At 29.6% G+C, this 14,366-nt stretch carries 15 protein-coding genes and 1 pseudogene; 8 read left to right on the forward strand and 8 right to left on the reverse strand.

Going from position 1 to position 14,366, the window contains the following annotated elements; translation table 11 throughout:
* Positions 1–145: 145 nt before the first annotated feature.
* Together OCHUTO_RS02485 and OCHUTO_RS02490 are read right to left on the reverse strand one after the other, a co-directional pair.
* Positions 146–436 (reverse strand): hypothetical protein, encoded by a 291-nt coding sequence (locus OCHUTO_RS02485; RefSeq protein WP_045797264.1) that lies wholly within the window; start codon positions 434–436, stop codon positions 146–148.
* A gap of 74 nt (positions 437–510) precedes the next feature.
* Positions 511–1,035 (reverse strand): site-specific integrase, encoded by a 525-nt coding sequence (locus tag OCHUTO_RS02490; RefSeq protein ID WP_052694622.1) that lies wholly within the window; start codon positions 1,033–1,035, stop codon positions 511–513.
* On the opposite strand from OCHUTO_RS02490, the gene OCHUTO_RS06350 reads away from it, so the two are divergent.
* Positions 1,035–1,244, forward strand: coding sequence for a DUF7146 domain-containing protein (locus OCHUTO_RS06350; protein WP_045797265.1), 210 nt, complete (start codon positions 1,035–1,037; stop codon positions 1,242–1,244). The genes OCHUTO_RS02490 and OCHUTO_RS06350 overlap by 1 nt on opposite strands.
* A gap of 40 nt (positions 1,245–1,284) precedes the next feature.
* Here the strand turns inward: OCHUTO_RS06350 and OCHUTO_RS06355 are convergent, their stop codons facing one another.
* Positions 1,285–1,428 carry a hypothetical protein gene (locus OCHUTO_RS06355; RefSeq protein ID WP_232296946.1) on the reverse strand — a complete coding sequence of 48 codons (144 nt, stop codon included), beginning with the start codon at positions 1,426–1,428 and terminating at the stop codon, positions 1,285–1,287.
* Between OCHUTO_RS06355 and OCHUTO_RS06360 the strand changes: the two genes are divergently transcribed.
* The 5 genes and pseudogenes from OCHUTO_RS06360 (at position 1,417) to OCHUTO_RS06785 (ending at position 4,137) form a co-directional block, all read left to right on the forward strand.
* A complete protein-coding gene (locus OCHUTO_RS06360) occupies positions 1,417–1,674 on the forward strand; it encodes a hypothetical protein (RefSeq protein ID WP_045797266.1) in 258 nt (85 codons plus the stop codon). The two genes, OCHUTO_RS06355 and OCHUTO_RS06360, sit on opposite strands and share 12 nt — an antisense overlap.
* Complete coding sequence (locus tag OCHUTO_RS06365) at positions 1,626–2,036, forward strand: hypothetical protein (RefSeq protein ID WP_045797267.1); 411 nt, start codon at positions 1,626–1,628, stop codon at positions 2,034–2,036. The genes OCHUTO_RS06360 and OCHUTO_RS06365 overlap by 49 nt, the downstream gene beginning before the upstream one ends.
* Before the next feature lie 153 nt (positions 2,037–2,189).
* A pseudogene (locus tag OCHUTO_RS06370) lies at positions 2,190–2,593 on the forward strand (Rpn family recombination-promoting nuclease/putative transposase).
* A gap of 60 nt (positions 2,594–2,653) precedes the next feature.
* On the forward strand, positions 2,654–2,959 hold the full coding sequence (locus tag OCHUTO_RS06375) for a hypothetical protein (RefSeq protein WP_232296947.1): 306 nt from the start codon (positions 2,654–2,656) through the stop codon (positions 2,957–2,959).
* Positions 2,960–4,008: 1,049 nt separating this feature from the next.
* Entirely contained in the window at positions 4,009–4,137 is a 129-nt protein-coding gene (locus OCHUTO_RS06785) for a hypothetical protein (RefSeq protein ID WP_269745478.1), read from the forward strand.
* A gap of 17 nt (positions 4,138–4,154) precedes the next feature.
* Here the strand turns inward: OCHUTO_RS06785 and OCHUTO_RS02515 are convergent, their stop codons facing one another.
* The 3 genes from OCHUTO_RS02515 to OCHUTO_RS06380 form a co-directional block, all read right to left on the reverse strand.
* On the reverse strand, positions 4,155–5,153 hold the full coding sequence (locus OCHUTO_RS02515; RefSeq protein WP_045797268.1) for an LD-carboxypeptidase: 999 nt from the start codon (positions 5,151–5,153) through the stop codon (positions 4,155–4,157).
* 813 nt (positions 5,154–5,966) lie between these two features.
* Positions 5,967–8,162, reverse strand: a complete 2,196-nt coding sequence (locus tag OCHUTO_RS02525) for a glycoside hydrolase/phage tail family protein (protein WP_232296949.1) — start codon at positions 8,160–8,162, stop codon at positions 5,967–5,969.
* A gap of 210 nt (positions 8,163–8,372) precedes the next feature.
* Positions 8,373–8,666, reverse strand: a complete 294-nt coding sequence (locus OCHUTO_RS06380) for a hypothetical protein (protein ID WP_232296950.1) — start codon at positions 8,664–8,666, stop codon at positions 8,373–8,375.
* Between the two features lie 149 nt (positions 8,667–8,815).
* On the opposite strand from OCHUTO_RS06380, the gene OCHUTO_RS02535 reads away from it, so the two are divergent.
* Together OCHUTO_RS02535 and OCHUTO_RS02540 are read left to right on the forward strand one after the other, a co-directional pair.
* The gene (locus OCHUTO_RS02535) at positions 8,816–9,832 is read left to right on the forward strand and encodes an NAD(P)/FAD-dependent oxidoreductase (RefSeq protein ID WP_084215352.1); all 1,017 of its coding nucleotides are present in this window, start codon (positions 8,816–8,818) and stop codon (positions 9,830–9,832) included.
* Positions 9,833–9,843: 11 nt separating this feature from the next.
* A complete protein-coding gene (locus tag OCHUTO_RS02540; RefSeq protein ID WP_045797287.1) occupies positions 9,844–10,728 on the forward strand; it encodes a bifunctional 5,10-methylenetetrahydrofolate dehydrogenase/5,10-methenyltetrahydrofolate cyclohydrolase in 885 nt (294 codons plus the stop codon).
* Here OCHUTO_RS02540 and OCHUTO_RS02545 read toward each other — a convergent pair.
* Complete coding sequence (locus tag OCHUTO_RS02545) at positions 10,672–11,967, reverse strand: hypothetical protein (protein ID WP_045797270.1); 1,296 nt, start codon at positions 11,965–11,967, stop codon at positions 10,672–10,674. The two genes, OCHUTO_RS02540 and OCHUTO_RS02545, sit on opposite strands and share 57 nt — an antisense overlap.
* Positions 11,967–14,351, reverse strand: a complete 2,385-nt coding sequence (gene topA / locus OCHUTO_RS02550; protein ID WP_045797271.1) for a type I DNA topoisomerase — start codon at positions 14,349–14,351, stop codon at positions 11,967–11,969. Before topA ends, OCHUTO_RS02545 begins: the two co-directional genes overlap by 1 nt.
* Between the last annotated feature and the right edge of the window lie 15 nt (positions 14,352–14,366).

Consider the following 14,366-nt stretch of genomic DNA (forward strand, 5'->3'; position numbering starts at 1 on the left):
TGAATCAATAACCATTTTTCTTCCTTAGTAATTGCAGTCATTATTGCAATTATATTGGATACTGCCAGTAATACAGTAATTACCAGCAAGACCTTATTATATCTTACTAACTCTTGTACAGCATTTTGCTTAAAGAGATGATTCACTATTTACCAACTTTTTTATTTAGCAATCCTAAATAACTTATTGGTTTTGGTAATAGACCTTTGGCTACTAAAAAACTCTTTAACAAAAAATATTCTGAAACCTTTTTAAATTTCTTAAAGCTATAACATAATATAGCACCTGTAACTATAGACAATAAGCCTAGTTTAATATGACTGCTATTTAATAATACTATTCCCGGAATTCCCCCAGCTAGCACTACACTCCACTCATCTATACTTAAGCCTATATATTTCAATGGTCTTGATAATGACCAATATAACTTTTGCATAATCACCTGCAGCTATGATTGTAGCATGAGAAAACTTATTTTACTAATATAATATTTAAATTAGCTAAATATCTTCAAACGCAGATAGTACCTGCACAGGTTACATTAACGTGCATTGCGTTAGTACATTCATTCATCATTTGTGTAACTTTAGCCATACACTGCCGCACTGCTTCTAAACTAACTCTAGCATAAATACTCGTTGTTTTTAGGTCATCATGATTCAATACTATACCAATTGTATGCTGACTTGCGCCAAAATCTGCCAGACAACTTGCAAGCGTCCGGCGCAGATCGTGTATTCTTAAATTTTCTATGCCTGCCTTTGCACAAATCTTATGCCATGTTCCCTCTGGCTTCTCTAAGTGTCCGCTTTTGCTAGTATCACTTGGTAGCACCCATTTTGATGTTACTTTCATCCCCTGTAATATTTCCATTGCATCGTCTGTTAATGGTACATCTTGTGGCTTTCCATTCTTAGTTTTTTTTATATGCCATATTTTTTTAGTAAAATCTATATCGCTCCATTTCATGGTTAACACATTCCTTTTTCTAGCTCCGGTATATAACGCTAAACGAATAAAAATTATACCCAGCATTGTCAGCATTTACAAAAAATGCAAAAGGTGAAGTTACAGGTGCACAAATTGTATATTTGAATTCAAAAACAGGCGATAAAGCAGATATTTCAGTGCCTAGAAGAGCTTTTGGTAAAATTAGTGGTTCGTTTGTTAGAATTAGTCAATGGAATTATGCACCCGTAACAATTATAACAGAAGGAGTTGAAACCGCTCTAAGCCTTAAATAAATTGATGGAAAAATTATAGCTGGTGTTGGTGTACATAATTTTAAGAGCATATTGCAGGAGAAAAAATCATCATAGCTGCAGATAATGATGGACAAAATTTAATAACCATCAATACTGTTAATAAGGCTGTAAAAAGCTTGGAAAGCAAAGGAGCAAATGTGATAAAAGTATAATGCCACCACAAGAAGATGATTTCAATGATTTATTACGAAGTCAAGGAGCAGAATCAATCAGGAATATTGTAATGCCTGAAATAGCTAAACTAACTCAAAATGAATCAGCAATAACTCAAGTTAAAGATTTATATGAAAAATCATCTCCTCTGTACTATTATAATCAAAAAGATGAAGCCAATGTAGAAGTAATAGTAGCCAAAAATATTTGGAAAATCATACAGGAATTTATAATACAAATGATAATCCTAATCTAAGAGCGATTTGGAATGAAGGTGCTCCTGCACTTGTTTTTGTAAGAAATGAAAAAGATGAAATTACTGGTGCACAAGTATTATATTTAGATTCTAAAACATGTAATAAAATTCAAGAAAAAATGGTTGGTAAAACTGACGGTTCATTTGCTACAATTCAGAATTCAGATGATGCCCCTATAACTATTATAACAAAAGATATTAAAACTGCACTAAGTCTAAAACAAGCTAAAATAGAAGGAAAAATCATATGTGCTATCGAAGCAAGTAATATTCAAAGCTATAAGCCATTTGCAGGAAAAATCTTAGCAAGTAATGATAGGAATGATGAGGCTGAATTGGCAAGTAAAGGGTACAAACAATAATGAAAGATTTAACAATATATTGCAAACTCAAGGGGCTCAATCTATTAGGAATATTGTAATGCCTGAAGTGGCTAAACTCACCAATCAATCTAACATACAACAACCAAGATTATGTCCAAAAATTTAAAACACGATGCATTATTTAAGCGTCTTATGACTAATCCAATAGCAGCGTTGGATTATCTGAAAGATTATTTACCAAGCAGAGTTATAGATTTAGTTGATTTAAACACTGTAACACTTGAAAAAGATTCCTTTGTTGAAGCAGATCTACGTCGCAGCATGTGTGATATTCTACTTTCAATGAAAACAAAATAATCAGGCATTTATATATGTTCTTGTTGAAGCTCAAGTTAGCCCAGATTATTGGACTGCTTTCAGATTGTGGAAATATACTTTATCATTACTGGAAAAATATCAAAAAGAAAGAAATAAATTACCACTAGTTATACCTAGTATATCATGGTACTAAAACATTTAATGCCCCAAGAAGTTTATGGGAACTATTTTATGACCCCGAATTAGCTAAAGAGTTTTGGGCTCTGAATATAAATTAACAGATTGGCAAGCAATGCCAGATATGAAATCAAAAAGCAACAGCAGCGCTAGCATATTTTATGAAATATGTACATTCAATGCTAGCCATATGGGAAGAATTTTTGGAATTATATAAGGACGCAGTCTTAATAGACCAAAAACGTGAATATATTTACATGACTTCACTATTATGGTATACTGAAAATAAGGTTAGTAAAAATGAGCAAAGTAAGTTAGAACAAATACTAGCCAAGAATTTATCAAAGGAGGAGGCAGAAACTCTTATGGTGACAATTGCTGAAAAATATATTGATGAAGGCAGAGCTGAAGGTATAGAATTTGGTGAAGCGAAAGCTAAAAAAGAGCTGGCTTTAATGAAATTATAAAAATCCAGCTTTCCGAATGAATTTGTATCCGAAAATACTGGTTTATCGAAACAAGAGATATTGGCGCTAAAAGGCAGTATTGATTAATTAATAATTCACTAACGTTAACATTGCCTACTGAAAATAGAACTTACTATTAACTTGTGTTAACTTTTATAATTAATATTCAACTTTAACTGTAATTAAATTTATAAAATTTGTCAATATTATAAAAAAATTAACGCAAAAGGTCGAATATAGGGATAATAAAAATTTAGGAAATTTAGCACTGGTTTTCAACTTAAAAGTTGAACTAATAATCAAGAAAAACGCATACACCCTAAGGGTAATTAAGCTATTTTCAAGTCAGATGTATTATGAATGAATTAGCATAAAAAAATTGCTTAAAACAAGCATAATTATTTGATCAATTATTTAACCACAGTATTTATTAATAATATACATATCAATTATGTGGTAATTATGTCTTCAATAGCATTAAAGTTTACAAATAGAGTACTAAGTAGACTCCGAATGAAAAAACAGTTTATAGAGATCAAAAGTAGACTTGTTTTAAGAGATCAAGAAGAAAAATATTTTTTTAGATAAGAAATATAGACAACAGGAGCTACAGATAGGAGCATATCTATGCGGTTAGATACGCTAAAAAAAAGCAAGAGAATACAAGACATTACTGGCAAAAGAAATAGACCCGAGAGAAGTAAGACGTAAGAACTATATAGAGGAAAATGAGAAGCGTATAAAAAAAACACAAGAGATAACATTGAAAGAAGCTGTATAATAAGTTCATGGAAGAGTATAGCAAAGTGTATACTGTGAACTGGAAAAACTGCGCTGCAAGAATACATAATTATGCAAAACTATTATATACAAAAAAGATCAGCAAAACTGAAAGGAATGAATATTGAAAAAATATTTAAAGAGATATAAGTAAAGACAAGAAATATGCAACAGCAAATGCATTTCTGATAGATTTAGGAACTATGTTTAATAAGGCAATAAAATGGGGCTAATAAAAAAAACCTACATTAGGAATAGAGAAACATAAAATGCAAGCAAGAGAACGTCGTTTAACTTACGATGAAATGATGAAATTTTTACAAGTAGTAAATCAAGAAAAGAACGAGATAGTCAAAGATTTTATATTACTGGCATTACAAAGCTTATATTTTTTTTAATCTATAGCTACACTTCTTTACCTTCTACGCCATTCTACAGGCATATCTACTACCATAGAAAAGTCATTACCTCTAATATGACTAATAACAGCTCGAGTATTAAGTGGTAATGGATAATTATTACGAGCATGGCCAATACCCTGTAGTCTAAAAACAGGGAAATTTACACTTTGTGCAAATTTATTTTTGACTAACTCTAGTAACTGATCATTGTTGGCGCATAAAATATCACCAAAAATTACTGCTTGTACTTTATCTAAAATATGAGCTTGCTTTAAATGCTCTAAGCTAAGCTCTAATAGAGCTGGATCAGGCTCTACCTCCTCTAAAAATAGAATCTTATCTTTCGCATCTATTTGCCAGCATGTTCCTATACTAGCTCTAATTAATGATATAGAGCCACCAACAACCTTAGACTCTAATATTCCGTCAGCAAATTCAACACCATTATCAATTATTTTTAAATTAAATTTAATATTATTACGATATCCTGAGATTAGCAACTCTAACTTGTCAATAGAATCCTGAGATATCTTATTGTCTATTATCTGGTCTAACATAGGAGAATGTAAAGTACCCCAATCATACCTATTTTGTAAATAAAAGTGCAAAACACTAATATCACTAAATCCCATCAAGATTTTTTTACCCTTATTTTGAGCAATCTTCTTTTTCACATCATCAGGTAGCTTCTCTAAATATGGAATCAGTCTACTAGCTCCCCTACCTCCCCTAGTACACCAAATAGCTATACTGTTTTGATTTGTTAATGCTTTAACTAAGCTTTCAGCTCTAAACTCATCTGTATTAGAATATAGAGGATCAGCATCACTGTAAATGTTTTCGGGAATATTGGCTTTTATACCTATAGACTCTAAATAATCTTCTATTAATTGAAGATTTAGTTCACTTCCTTTGGAACTTGGAGCTATAATATCAAATACCGTATCTGGTGCAGCAGAGCAAGTGCCTGTACTAGCAACTAAAAGAAAAAAAAGATAAATAATAAAACGCATTATAATATTTTTTAATAATTAAAATTAATTTTTGAGCTTTGAAAATTATTTTTGAATTCATGCCCAATTAGTTAATATGCTTAAATTTTTAAGATAAAATATTATATAACAATAAAAAGATCAACAATAATAACCATAAAGCTTAAATTCGGAAGTAAAAAAGAAAACAGTTATAGTTAAGGTTGAATATTAACTAAATTAATTAACACATACGCTAATAGCAGATTTTAAGAAGTTTGCAAGTTAAGAAAAAATTAACTTTTTTGTACTTCTTTTGCAGTCTATAGTTTTTAATAAAAAAAATGTTAAGTGATTTGTTATTATTGCAGCTTTTAACAAAACTAGTATAAGGTTTGTTTTGAGATTACATTTGTTAATTAATAGACAAGTTGAAATTCAAGTTCTTAAATTAACTAAATCAAATGTAGACTATACTACTCTTGTCAAGGATATTACTAATTTAGTATTTAGCGATAAAGCTATTTTAAACAAAATTTGTTTTCTAAATTTTAGAGAATTGAAGTTGGTAAATGGTATAAAAAAAATATGAAGCATTAACTCTTACCTTTAGCTAAAAAGATTTTACTAAGTAAACATTCAATTATTGAAACTGTATTCAGCATATTAAATGGTTCTTTTTAGCTCAAATACATTCAGCAATACAGTTCCTTCAATACTGAATGCTTTAGTCCATACATCATACTGCTTTTAGTTGATTATTTTGCCTTAATCTCACTAAAATTTCTATGAGCTCTAAATTCAAAACTAAGGTTACAATAGAATGTAAGAATCTTTAATGCAATTTGTCCATGTTTAATTCTCTATTTTTTGCCCCACTGCTGTAATAATTATTATCAGTTGAAAATATTTAATATTGGTGATTCTAACAATAAATTCCATATCTTCTGTAGATAGAACTATAATATCAGATACCTCAAGATATATGTACCTGATAGGTAGTGCAAAATTAAGCACTATACTTTCAATATTTGCATTTTTAAGTATAGTTTGACAAATATTTTGCGCATGTTGTATAGATGTTACTACTGGTAAATTAAGATTATATGGTTGATTATGATCTTTTGAAGCATAATTATATGTAGTAAGGCAATAATTATTAGTATTTATAAATGTCAGATTAATGTTATTTAGAATTTGATTTTGAGATATAATTGCATAATTGACTGGAGCTTTACATGATTGTATAACACATTGTTTAACTGATAGGTACAAATTAGTTTTGTGATTGCGTACAACAAAGCTAATTTTATTTGTTGCACTAGTTTTTATGTCAAAAAAATAACAGCACCTAAGCATATTTATTATATTAATAGCTTTATGATTTTTTGTTATAAGAAATCCTGCAGCTTCATCGTTAATTGAAGTGACATCAACAATATCAATTCCACTTTTAGTACATAACTCTGTGACTATTGCTGCTAAATTTGTTCCAGTAAGTTTTCCATTAATCCAATGTCCAGTTTCCCATAATGCTCTATCTTGCCAATATGTATTTGTTGGCCAAGTTGGATAAGGTCTAGCATCCCAAGCCCATAAAAATATGTTTTTAACCATATCAGAATGTTGCTGCCAATATTCTAAGGTAGCCTTAATTGCTTTGCTTTGAATTAAAAAATCTACTGCTCCAGTAGAGTATTTAAGATATTGCTGAGCATTTGAATTTGAATCAAAAAAGATGTTTGGTTGATTTGTTGCTTTATCTACAGAAGGAATCCCAAATTCTGTAAACCAGATTGGTTTCATTTTAGGAGCCCAGACAGTTTTTTGACCATTAGAATCAATGTGATGTTGGCTCCACCAATGTCTTATATTTTTCCAAGCTAAATTTACATTATCAAATTTTTTAGGCTGATTGTTGTCAAAGTAATAATCATAGCCTTCTCCTGATTCCCATCCATGTTTTATTTCTTTAATATCAATATTAGAGTCTTGAGTATGAGTTAAAGGAAAGTAAGCATCAATGCCAACAAAATCTATTGCTTCACATGCCCATAAAATATCTAAATGATAATAATGGCCGTCATTGGTATCAACATGATGGTATTCACTCCAATCTGCTGCATAACTCACTAATACTTGATTACCCAATATTGACTTTACAGCTTTAGCTAGTTCGATCAGTTCTAACACAGCTGGAAATTTCTCTGCTTTGCTAAAGCTATTATAGACAGAGGTTAAATTTTTGAGCTCAGAACCAATAATAAATGCATCCACTTTTCCTAGTGCTAGTTTAGCATAATGTAAAATAAAATAGTTATATGATCCTTTCTTAGGATTGATTGTAGTATATTCTTTGCCTCCTCGAAAAAAAGTAGCAATAACTGTATTTAAAGCAGTATTACATTGCGGAGCATGAATATTACCACGCCATGGTTTGCCATTAATATCCATCATAATGATTGGGTAGAGCATTATTTTGAGCTGTTTACTTTTAAGTAAAGCTAAATATCGCAGTAAGCTTTGATCATTAATTGAACCACCATATCTTAAATTTCCTGTGAAATCTTTGCTGATTAGTGGAGCTTCATTACGGTTATAATCTGCTACTTGCCATTTAGGACCATAATCATAATATTCTACTTTTGGTAAAACTTTGCATTTATCAGCTTCCAAATTCGTTCCAAACCAGCAAACTACAGGCGCTATCCATTTAAGATTAGAGCAAGTATTTAGTAATTGGTTAAGACTAACAACGCTATTAGCTAACTTAAGGTTATTATGACAATTAACTGCTACCTTGTTGTTGTGAGTACATTTATATTGTATTTGGGGATCTAAAATAAATTCTCCGCTACCTGGTATTATTGCTATTGATTGAATTAGATCTGCAGTATTATTTATATTTTTTAGCTTAGAATAATTCACATTAGGATGTCTAGTCACTTCAAATGAAAAGATTGGTATTTTGTTATTGAAGTCATTAAGTTTTATATTTTTAAAGACTATATATGCTAATCCTCTAAATGCAGGAGTAGAATTATTTTCCATAATTATTAATGGATCAGGTTCTTGAGTTTCTGTGCCATAATAAAGAGTATACTCATATTCTAAATCATTAAGTAGTTGGTCATTATGCCAAATTCTACCAATTCTATTAATTGGTCCTTCACATAAAGCAAAAGCTATAGAAACATAATTTATGTTATGCTCATGGTTGTAAGTTGTATTTTGTTGATTGATAGTAGTGACTTCTTTTTTTTAATTAAAATTTCCTATCCAGATAATAGTACCATAAAGCTTTACAGTGCCAAAAATCAATGGAATATTGCTTCCATATGGTTCTGGTACTTTTTCTATTGAATGAATTTGTGTACCAATGTAATAATATTCAAAAATTTTTTTATTATACTCCTCATTTATTTGTTGTATTTTCTCTGCTTCAAGATAATTACCAATTGTTCTGCCAGCAAAACGACCAATTGTTGATAACATACCTCCACCCAGAGATTTACCAATATATCCTCCAAGACAATTTAGTGATTTTGTTAGCATTTATTTTGTCTTGTTTAATTTAGAATGTTATTACATATTGAACATATACTAAAAACATGTTAGGCTAACAAAATTAAATAGGTTTGTTTTTTTAACTGGTCCTTAACACCTTGAAGGATTTTCTAAAAGTATAATTTTAAGTCAAATAAATGTTATCTAAAAATATACATACTACTGATGTGGTTATTGTAGGTGCTGGCCCAGTTGGTTTATTTGCTATCTTTCAGGCTGGAATGTTGGAAATGAAATGCCATGTTGTTGACGCATTGGATTATGTAGGTGGACAATGTGTTACTCTTTATCCAGAAAAGCCAATTTACGATATTCCAGCTTATCCAGTTATTACAGCAGCTGATTTAATAGAGAAACTAAAACAACAGATAGCGCCTTTTGATACAGTTTATCACTTAGGGCAGCAAGTTACAGAATGTCAAATTAATAATGATGTAATTACTATCACTACTTCAGCTCAACAAACAATTCATACTAAATCATTAATTATTGCAGCTGGTTGTGGAGCATTTAAATATAAAAAACCAGCATTAGATAATATTGATGAGTTTGAGGATAAAACAGTATTTTATTCAGTAAAAGATAAAAATAAATTCGTTAATCAGAAAGTAGTCATAGCTGGAGGCGGGGATTCTGCTGCAGATTGGGCGTTGCTCTTATCTGATATAGCTGAGGTAATATATTTGGTTCATCGTAGAAGTAATTTTAGATGCGCAATACATAGCCTTAATCAAATAAAACAACTAGCTGAACGTGGTAAAATTCAAATGGTTACACCATATCAACTAGCTAAATTAAACGGAGAAAATGGTATTCTTAAGGAAGTTTTAGTTTCTAATTTTGATGGAGCGACCAAAACATTGCCAGCTGATTATTTATTAGCTTTTTTTGGATTAGCAGCTGATCTAGGTCCGATTCATAAATGGGGACTAAAAACTGATTTACGACGAATTGAAGTTAATGCAATTACACATGAAACTACAGTACCAGGTATTTATGCTATTGGAGATGTGGCATCATATCCTGGGAAAATGAAATTAATAGTAACGGGTTTTGCTGAAGCAGCTACTGTAATGAATCATTGTTATGAGAAAGTTTTTGGAAAAAAACTACATTTTCAATATTCTACTTTAAAAGGAATATTGCGTTCGTGACAGCAGTAATTATGGATGGTAAGAAGTTAGCTGAGTTGAGACTAACAGAAATGAAAAGTGACTTACTAGCTCTTAAAAATAAATATCAAATAACAGTTAAGTTAGTAATAATTCTAGTTGGTAATAATGATGCAAGCTTAGTTTATGTTAATAATAAGGTAGCTAAGGCTGCTACTATTGGTATGAATTCAGAAATAATTAAGTTATCTGAATCTATAGAAGAAAAAAAGTTGTTACATATTATTGATAACTTAAATTGTGATAGTACAGTACATGGTATTATAGTTCAGTTACCACTGCCACCTCACATTGATGCTTTGAAATTATTTACAAGAATTGATTCAAAAAAAGATGTTGACGGACTTAATCCAATAAATATAGGTTACCTTAATATTGGATCTAAACAGGGCTTAATTCCTTGTACGGCTTTGGGATGTATAGATTTGTTACAGTATTATATTAAAAATCTGAAGAGTAAACATGTAGTAGTAATAGGAAAATCTAATATTGTAGGTAAACCTCTAGCTACATTACTATTGCATAATTCTTGCACTGTTACTGTTTGTCATTCGGCTACTGTGGACTTAGCTTGCCATACTAAAGCAGCAGATATAGTAATTTCAGCAGTTGGAAAAGCAAATTTTTTAACTGCTAAGTATTTTTCAAATAATTTAGCTTTTATTGATATTGGAATAAGTCATATTTATGATCCACAAAGTCAGAAAAAAAAACTGGTTGGAGATGGGGATTTTTTAAAGGTTAAAGATCTAGTAAAATTTATTACTCCAGTGCCTGGCGGAGTAGGACCAATGACGGTAACATATCTACTAAAAAATACGTTAACTGCTGCTAAGCTTATTCACGCGAGCAGAATAAATAATTATGATAAACCATAATTGGGTAAAGATAGTTATCATATAAAATACTACTTTAGAGATTATTTTTACTAAATTTAAGTCTAAGTAATCTATAAGATTTAACAAATAACTAATACAATATAACCATAATTGCAATATAGCAAATTTATTATTAATTAGGTATTTATTGCAAGTAATGTTGTAGCTAATAGTCATAAAAATTAATGAAATGCCCGCTGCTAGTTCATAATATGTAATTACACTTTTAGTTAATAAGTTAGTTATATTAATGGTAAGAAAAAACATTATTGATGATAATAAGCCATGATAGACTATATCTTGAGACAACAACATGGTTTGTTGCCATGATCTATTAGGTAAAACTATAGAATCATAATTATATATACTTTTATAGATTTTGATAGTGAATATCTGATAAAGCATTGTTAGTGCAAATATAATTGCTGGTATACTAATAAAGTATTGAGTGTAGTGAATATAGAATTGCTTAAAATATGGAGATTCCATGTTATATATTACGTGTCCCAGTAATCCAGAAATTGCAACTACTGTATTTAATAGTATTAAAATATTATATATAAAGGTTATTTTACTGTTAGATCTAATATGCAATAGTGATTGTATTAAATATAACCATGCAACCATTAAAGTTTGAGTGAAAAAAACATATATAATATTCCCACTACTCCAAAATATAGTGTTATAAAAAAATAGTAAATCTATTTGATACTTAGTTAGTATTGTTTGTAAGCTATAATAAGAACAAATAAAACTAATGCAAGCAGTTAAAATAATTAATGTTAAAGTTATGCTTGTTATGTTGCATATGTTAATTGTAATAATATGAAAAAGAATTACAGCTACTATAAAGCAAGATAATCCAAATATAAAAATTAGGCTATTTATTATAGGAATATAGTTATTTAATATTAATTGTTTATTAAAATTTTGTGGTAAAATAATGCAAATAATTCCTATGAGTAGCAAGAATTGTAATATTATAATTAGATGATTAAGTCTTTGTACACAATTATTAATATTGATTATTATTAGACAACTAGTGAGTAAAGATAGCATTGTTGATAAATTATTACATTTAACTAATGCAAAATTAACTATATCTTTATCAACAAACAAATTAGCTAAAAATGGGATTTCTGCACAAAATAATATTATAGAATATATTACCTTAGCTATAATAATAACAATTCCTAATTGCTTTACATAGGTTGCATTATTTGCTAATTCTATTCTCATTATGATTTTGAGTTAGTAACTTTATCAGAATTACTAGATATAGCTTTTTTAGTTTTACGGAATTGAGATGGAGGTTTCGTAATTATTGCTATGCAATCATTAATTGATAAATTAAGGTAATCATAATTTTTAGGTATTGAAATAAATTTTCCATCATGTTTTAAGTATGGCCCATATCTGCCAATAGCTACAGTAATTTCTTTATTAGTATTCGGGTTTAATCCAATTATTTTAGGTAATTCAAGTAATTTCTCAGCTATCTCAAGTGTTATATCAGTACTACCAGTCAATGATATCCTTTTCGGTTTTTCATTTTTATTATTGCTATCTTCTCCTGCTTGAATATACCAACCAAATGGTCCTTCTTTAAGGTAAATTGTTTTTTGCATTGTTTCAGAATAGCCAATTACTTTATTATTTTTTCCTTTAGATAAGCTGCTATCATTATGTAATTTCTCCTTGTTGTTGTTTTCAAAAGAGGTAGAAATATTACGCGTAAAATCACAATTAGGATAATTTGAACAGGCTAAAAATGCCCCATACTTGCTTAATTTTAATGATAGCTTACCTATTTTACAGGCAGAGCATAATCTATGGTCAGTCTCATCATTTTTTTGTGTTGATGGAAATAGAAAGCTAGCTAGTAAACTTTCTATTTGAGATACTATATCTGCAATTTTATATTGATCTATCTCTTGAATGTTGTTATTAAATCCTGTCCAGAAATCTTGCAGTGTTTCTTTCCACTTAATTGTTCCATTAGCAATACTATCAAGTTGATCTTCAAGTTTAGCTGTAAAATCATATTCAACATACTTTTTAAAAAATGAAGTTAAGAATGCTGTAACTAGCTTTCCTTTATTTTGAGGTATGAAGCGTTTTTGATCTAAACTAACATAGTCTCTTTCTTGTAGCACAGATATAATTGCTGCATAAGTTGATGGTCTACCGATACCAAGATCTTCAAGCGTTTTAACTAATGTAGCTTCAGAATAGCGAGGTGGAGGTTCAGTAAAATGTTGTTTTGGTGAAATATTCCTTACTTGCATTATTTCATCCCGGCTCAAATTAGGTAATAATTTTTTATCTTCTTCTTCTTCATTAATTTCTTTATAAACTTTATAAAAACCATCAAAAGCTATAGTTGAACCAGTAGCTTTAGCTGCATGTAATTTATTTAAACTAAAAAAGTTAATTGATACTGTATTTAAAACTACATTTTCCATTTGACATGCTACTGTACGCTGCCAAATTAATTCATATAGTTTTAGATAATCTGCTTCAATTTTGTTAGATAATGACTGTGGTGTTATGTTAATGTTAATAGGCCTAATAGCCTCATGTGCTTCTTGAGCGTTTTTAACTTTTGATTTAAATACTCTGATTTGTTTATGTAAATATTTACTGCCAAAGTTTGAACTAATAAAATTTCTAGTTTCATCAACAAAATCTTTAGATAGCATTACACTATCAGTTCTCATATAGGTGATTAATGCAGTAGCTTCGTTATTTAGATTAATGCCTTCGTAAAGTTTTTGAGCTATAGTCATAGTTTTTTTTGCAGTAAATCCTAATTTATTAGCAGCTTCTTGTTGTAAGGAAGAAGTAATAAATGGAGGAGGTGGAGACTTTTTTCTTTGTTTTTTGATAACATCTGAGACTTTAAATTTTTGGTTTCCAATTTTTTTAACAATGTTTTGTGCTTGAGATTGATTAGCTATAGAGAATTTTTCTAATTTTTGATTATTGAATTCTATTAATTTAGCTGTAACTATATCGTTATTACTATTGATCATATCAATGTGAATATCCCAATACTCCTGAGAAATAAATTTTAATATTTCTTCTTCACGTTCGCAGATTAACCTAAGTCCTACAGATTGGACTCGACCAGCTGATTTACATCCTGGTAGCTTACGCCACAGTAAAGGTGAAAGACTAAACCCTACTAAATAGTCTAATGATCGTCTAGCTTGCTGAGCATTAACTAAATTTAAATTGATATCACGTGGTTGTTGCAGTGCTTGATTTACAGCTTTTTTTGTAATTTCATTAAATACTATCCTTTTAAAATTAGCAAAAATCTTTTTTTCTTTCAGAACTTCCATGATATGCCAAGAAATTGACTCACCTTCTCGATCAGGATCTGTAGCTAAATAAATGCATTCTGATTCTTTAGCAAGACTGCAAATTGTTTTAATATGCTGTTTAGACTTAGGATTAATCTCATATTTAATGAAAAAATCTTTTTCTGGTAATACTGAACCTGCTTTTGCTAGTAGATCTCTAACATGTCCATAGGATGCCACTACTTGAAAGTCTGAGCCTAAATATTTGTTAATAGTTTTTGCTTTAGCTGGAGATTCAACAATTAATAGTTTCATACTTAATTTTAAAGA

Source organism: Orientia chuto str. Dubai (assembly GCF_000964595.1).
Classification (GTDB): Bacteria; Pseudomonadota; Alphaproteobacteria; order Rickettsiales; family Rickettsiaceae; genus Orientia; species Orientia mediorientalis.

Excerpts from the sequence above, each read along its gene's own strand:
- OCHUTO_RS02525 (WP_232296949.1), bottom strand. The coding sequence starts at position 8,162 with ATGGAAAATAATTCTACTCCTGCATTTAGAGGATTAGCATATATAGTC.
- OCHUTO_RS02515 (WP_045797268.1), bottom strand. The coding sequence starts at position 5,153 with ATGCGTTTTATTATTTATCTTTTTTTTCTTTTAGTTGCTAGTACAGGC.
- OCHUTO_RS06375 (WP_232296947.1), top strand. The coding sequence starts at position 2,654 with ATGAAATATGTACATTCAATGCTAGCCATATGGGAAGAATTTTTGGAA.
- OCHUTO_RS02490 (WP_052694622.1), bottom strand. The coding sequence starts at position 1,035 with ATGCTGGGTATAATTTTTATTCGTTTAGCGTTATATACCGGAGCTAGA.
- OCHUTO_RS02545 (WP_045797270.1), bottom strand. The coding sequence starts at position 11,967 with ATGAGAATAGAATTAGCAAATAATGCAACCTATGTAAAGCAATTAGGA.
- OCHUTO_RS06360 (WP_045797266.1), top strand. The coding sequence starts at position 1,417 with ATGCCACCACAAGAAGATGATTTCAATGATTTATTACGAAGTCAAGGA.
- OCHUTO_RS02485 (WP_045797264.1), bottom strand. The coding sequence starts at position 436 with ATGCAAAAGTTATATTGGTCATTATCAAGACCATTGAAATATATAGGC.
- OCHUTO_RS06785 (WP_269745478.1), top strand. The coding sequence starts at position 4,009 with ATGCAAGCAAGAGAACGTCGTTTAACTTACGATGAAATGATGAAATTT.
- OCHUTO_RS02535 (WP_084215352.1), top strand. The coding sequence starts at position 8,816 with ATGTTATCTAAAAATATACATACTACTGATGTGGTTATTGTAGGTGCT.
- topA (WP_045797271.1), bottom strand. The coding sequence starts at position 14,351 with ATGAAACTATTAATTGTTGAATCTCCAGCTAAAGCAAAAACTATTAAC.
- OCHUTO_RS02540 (WP_045797287.1), top strand. The coding sequence starts at position 9,844 with ATGGATGGTAAGAAGTTAGCTGAGTTGAGACTAACAGAAATGAAAAGT.
- OCHUTO_RS06380 (WP_232296950.1), bottom strand. The coding sequence starts at position 8,666 with ATGCTAACAAAATCACTAAATTGTCTTGGAGGATATATTGGTAAATCT.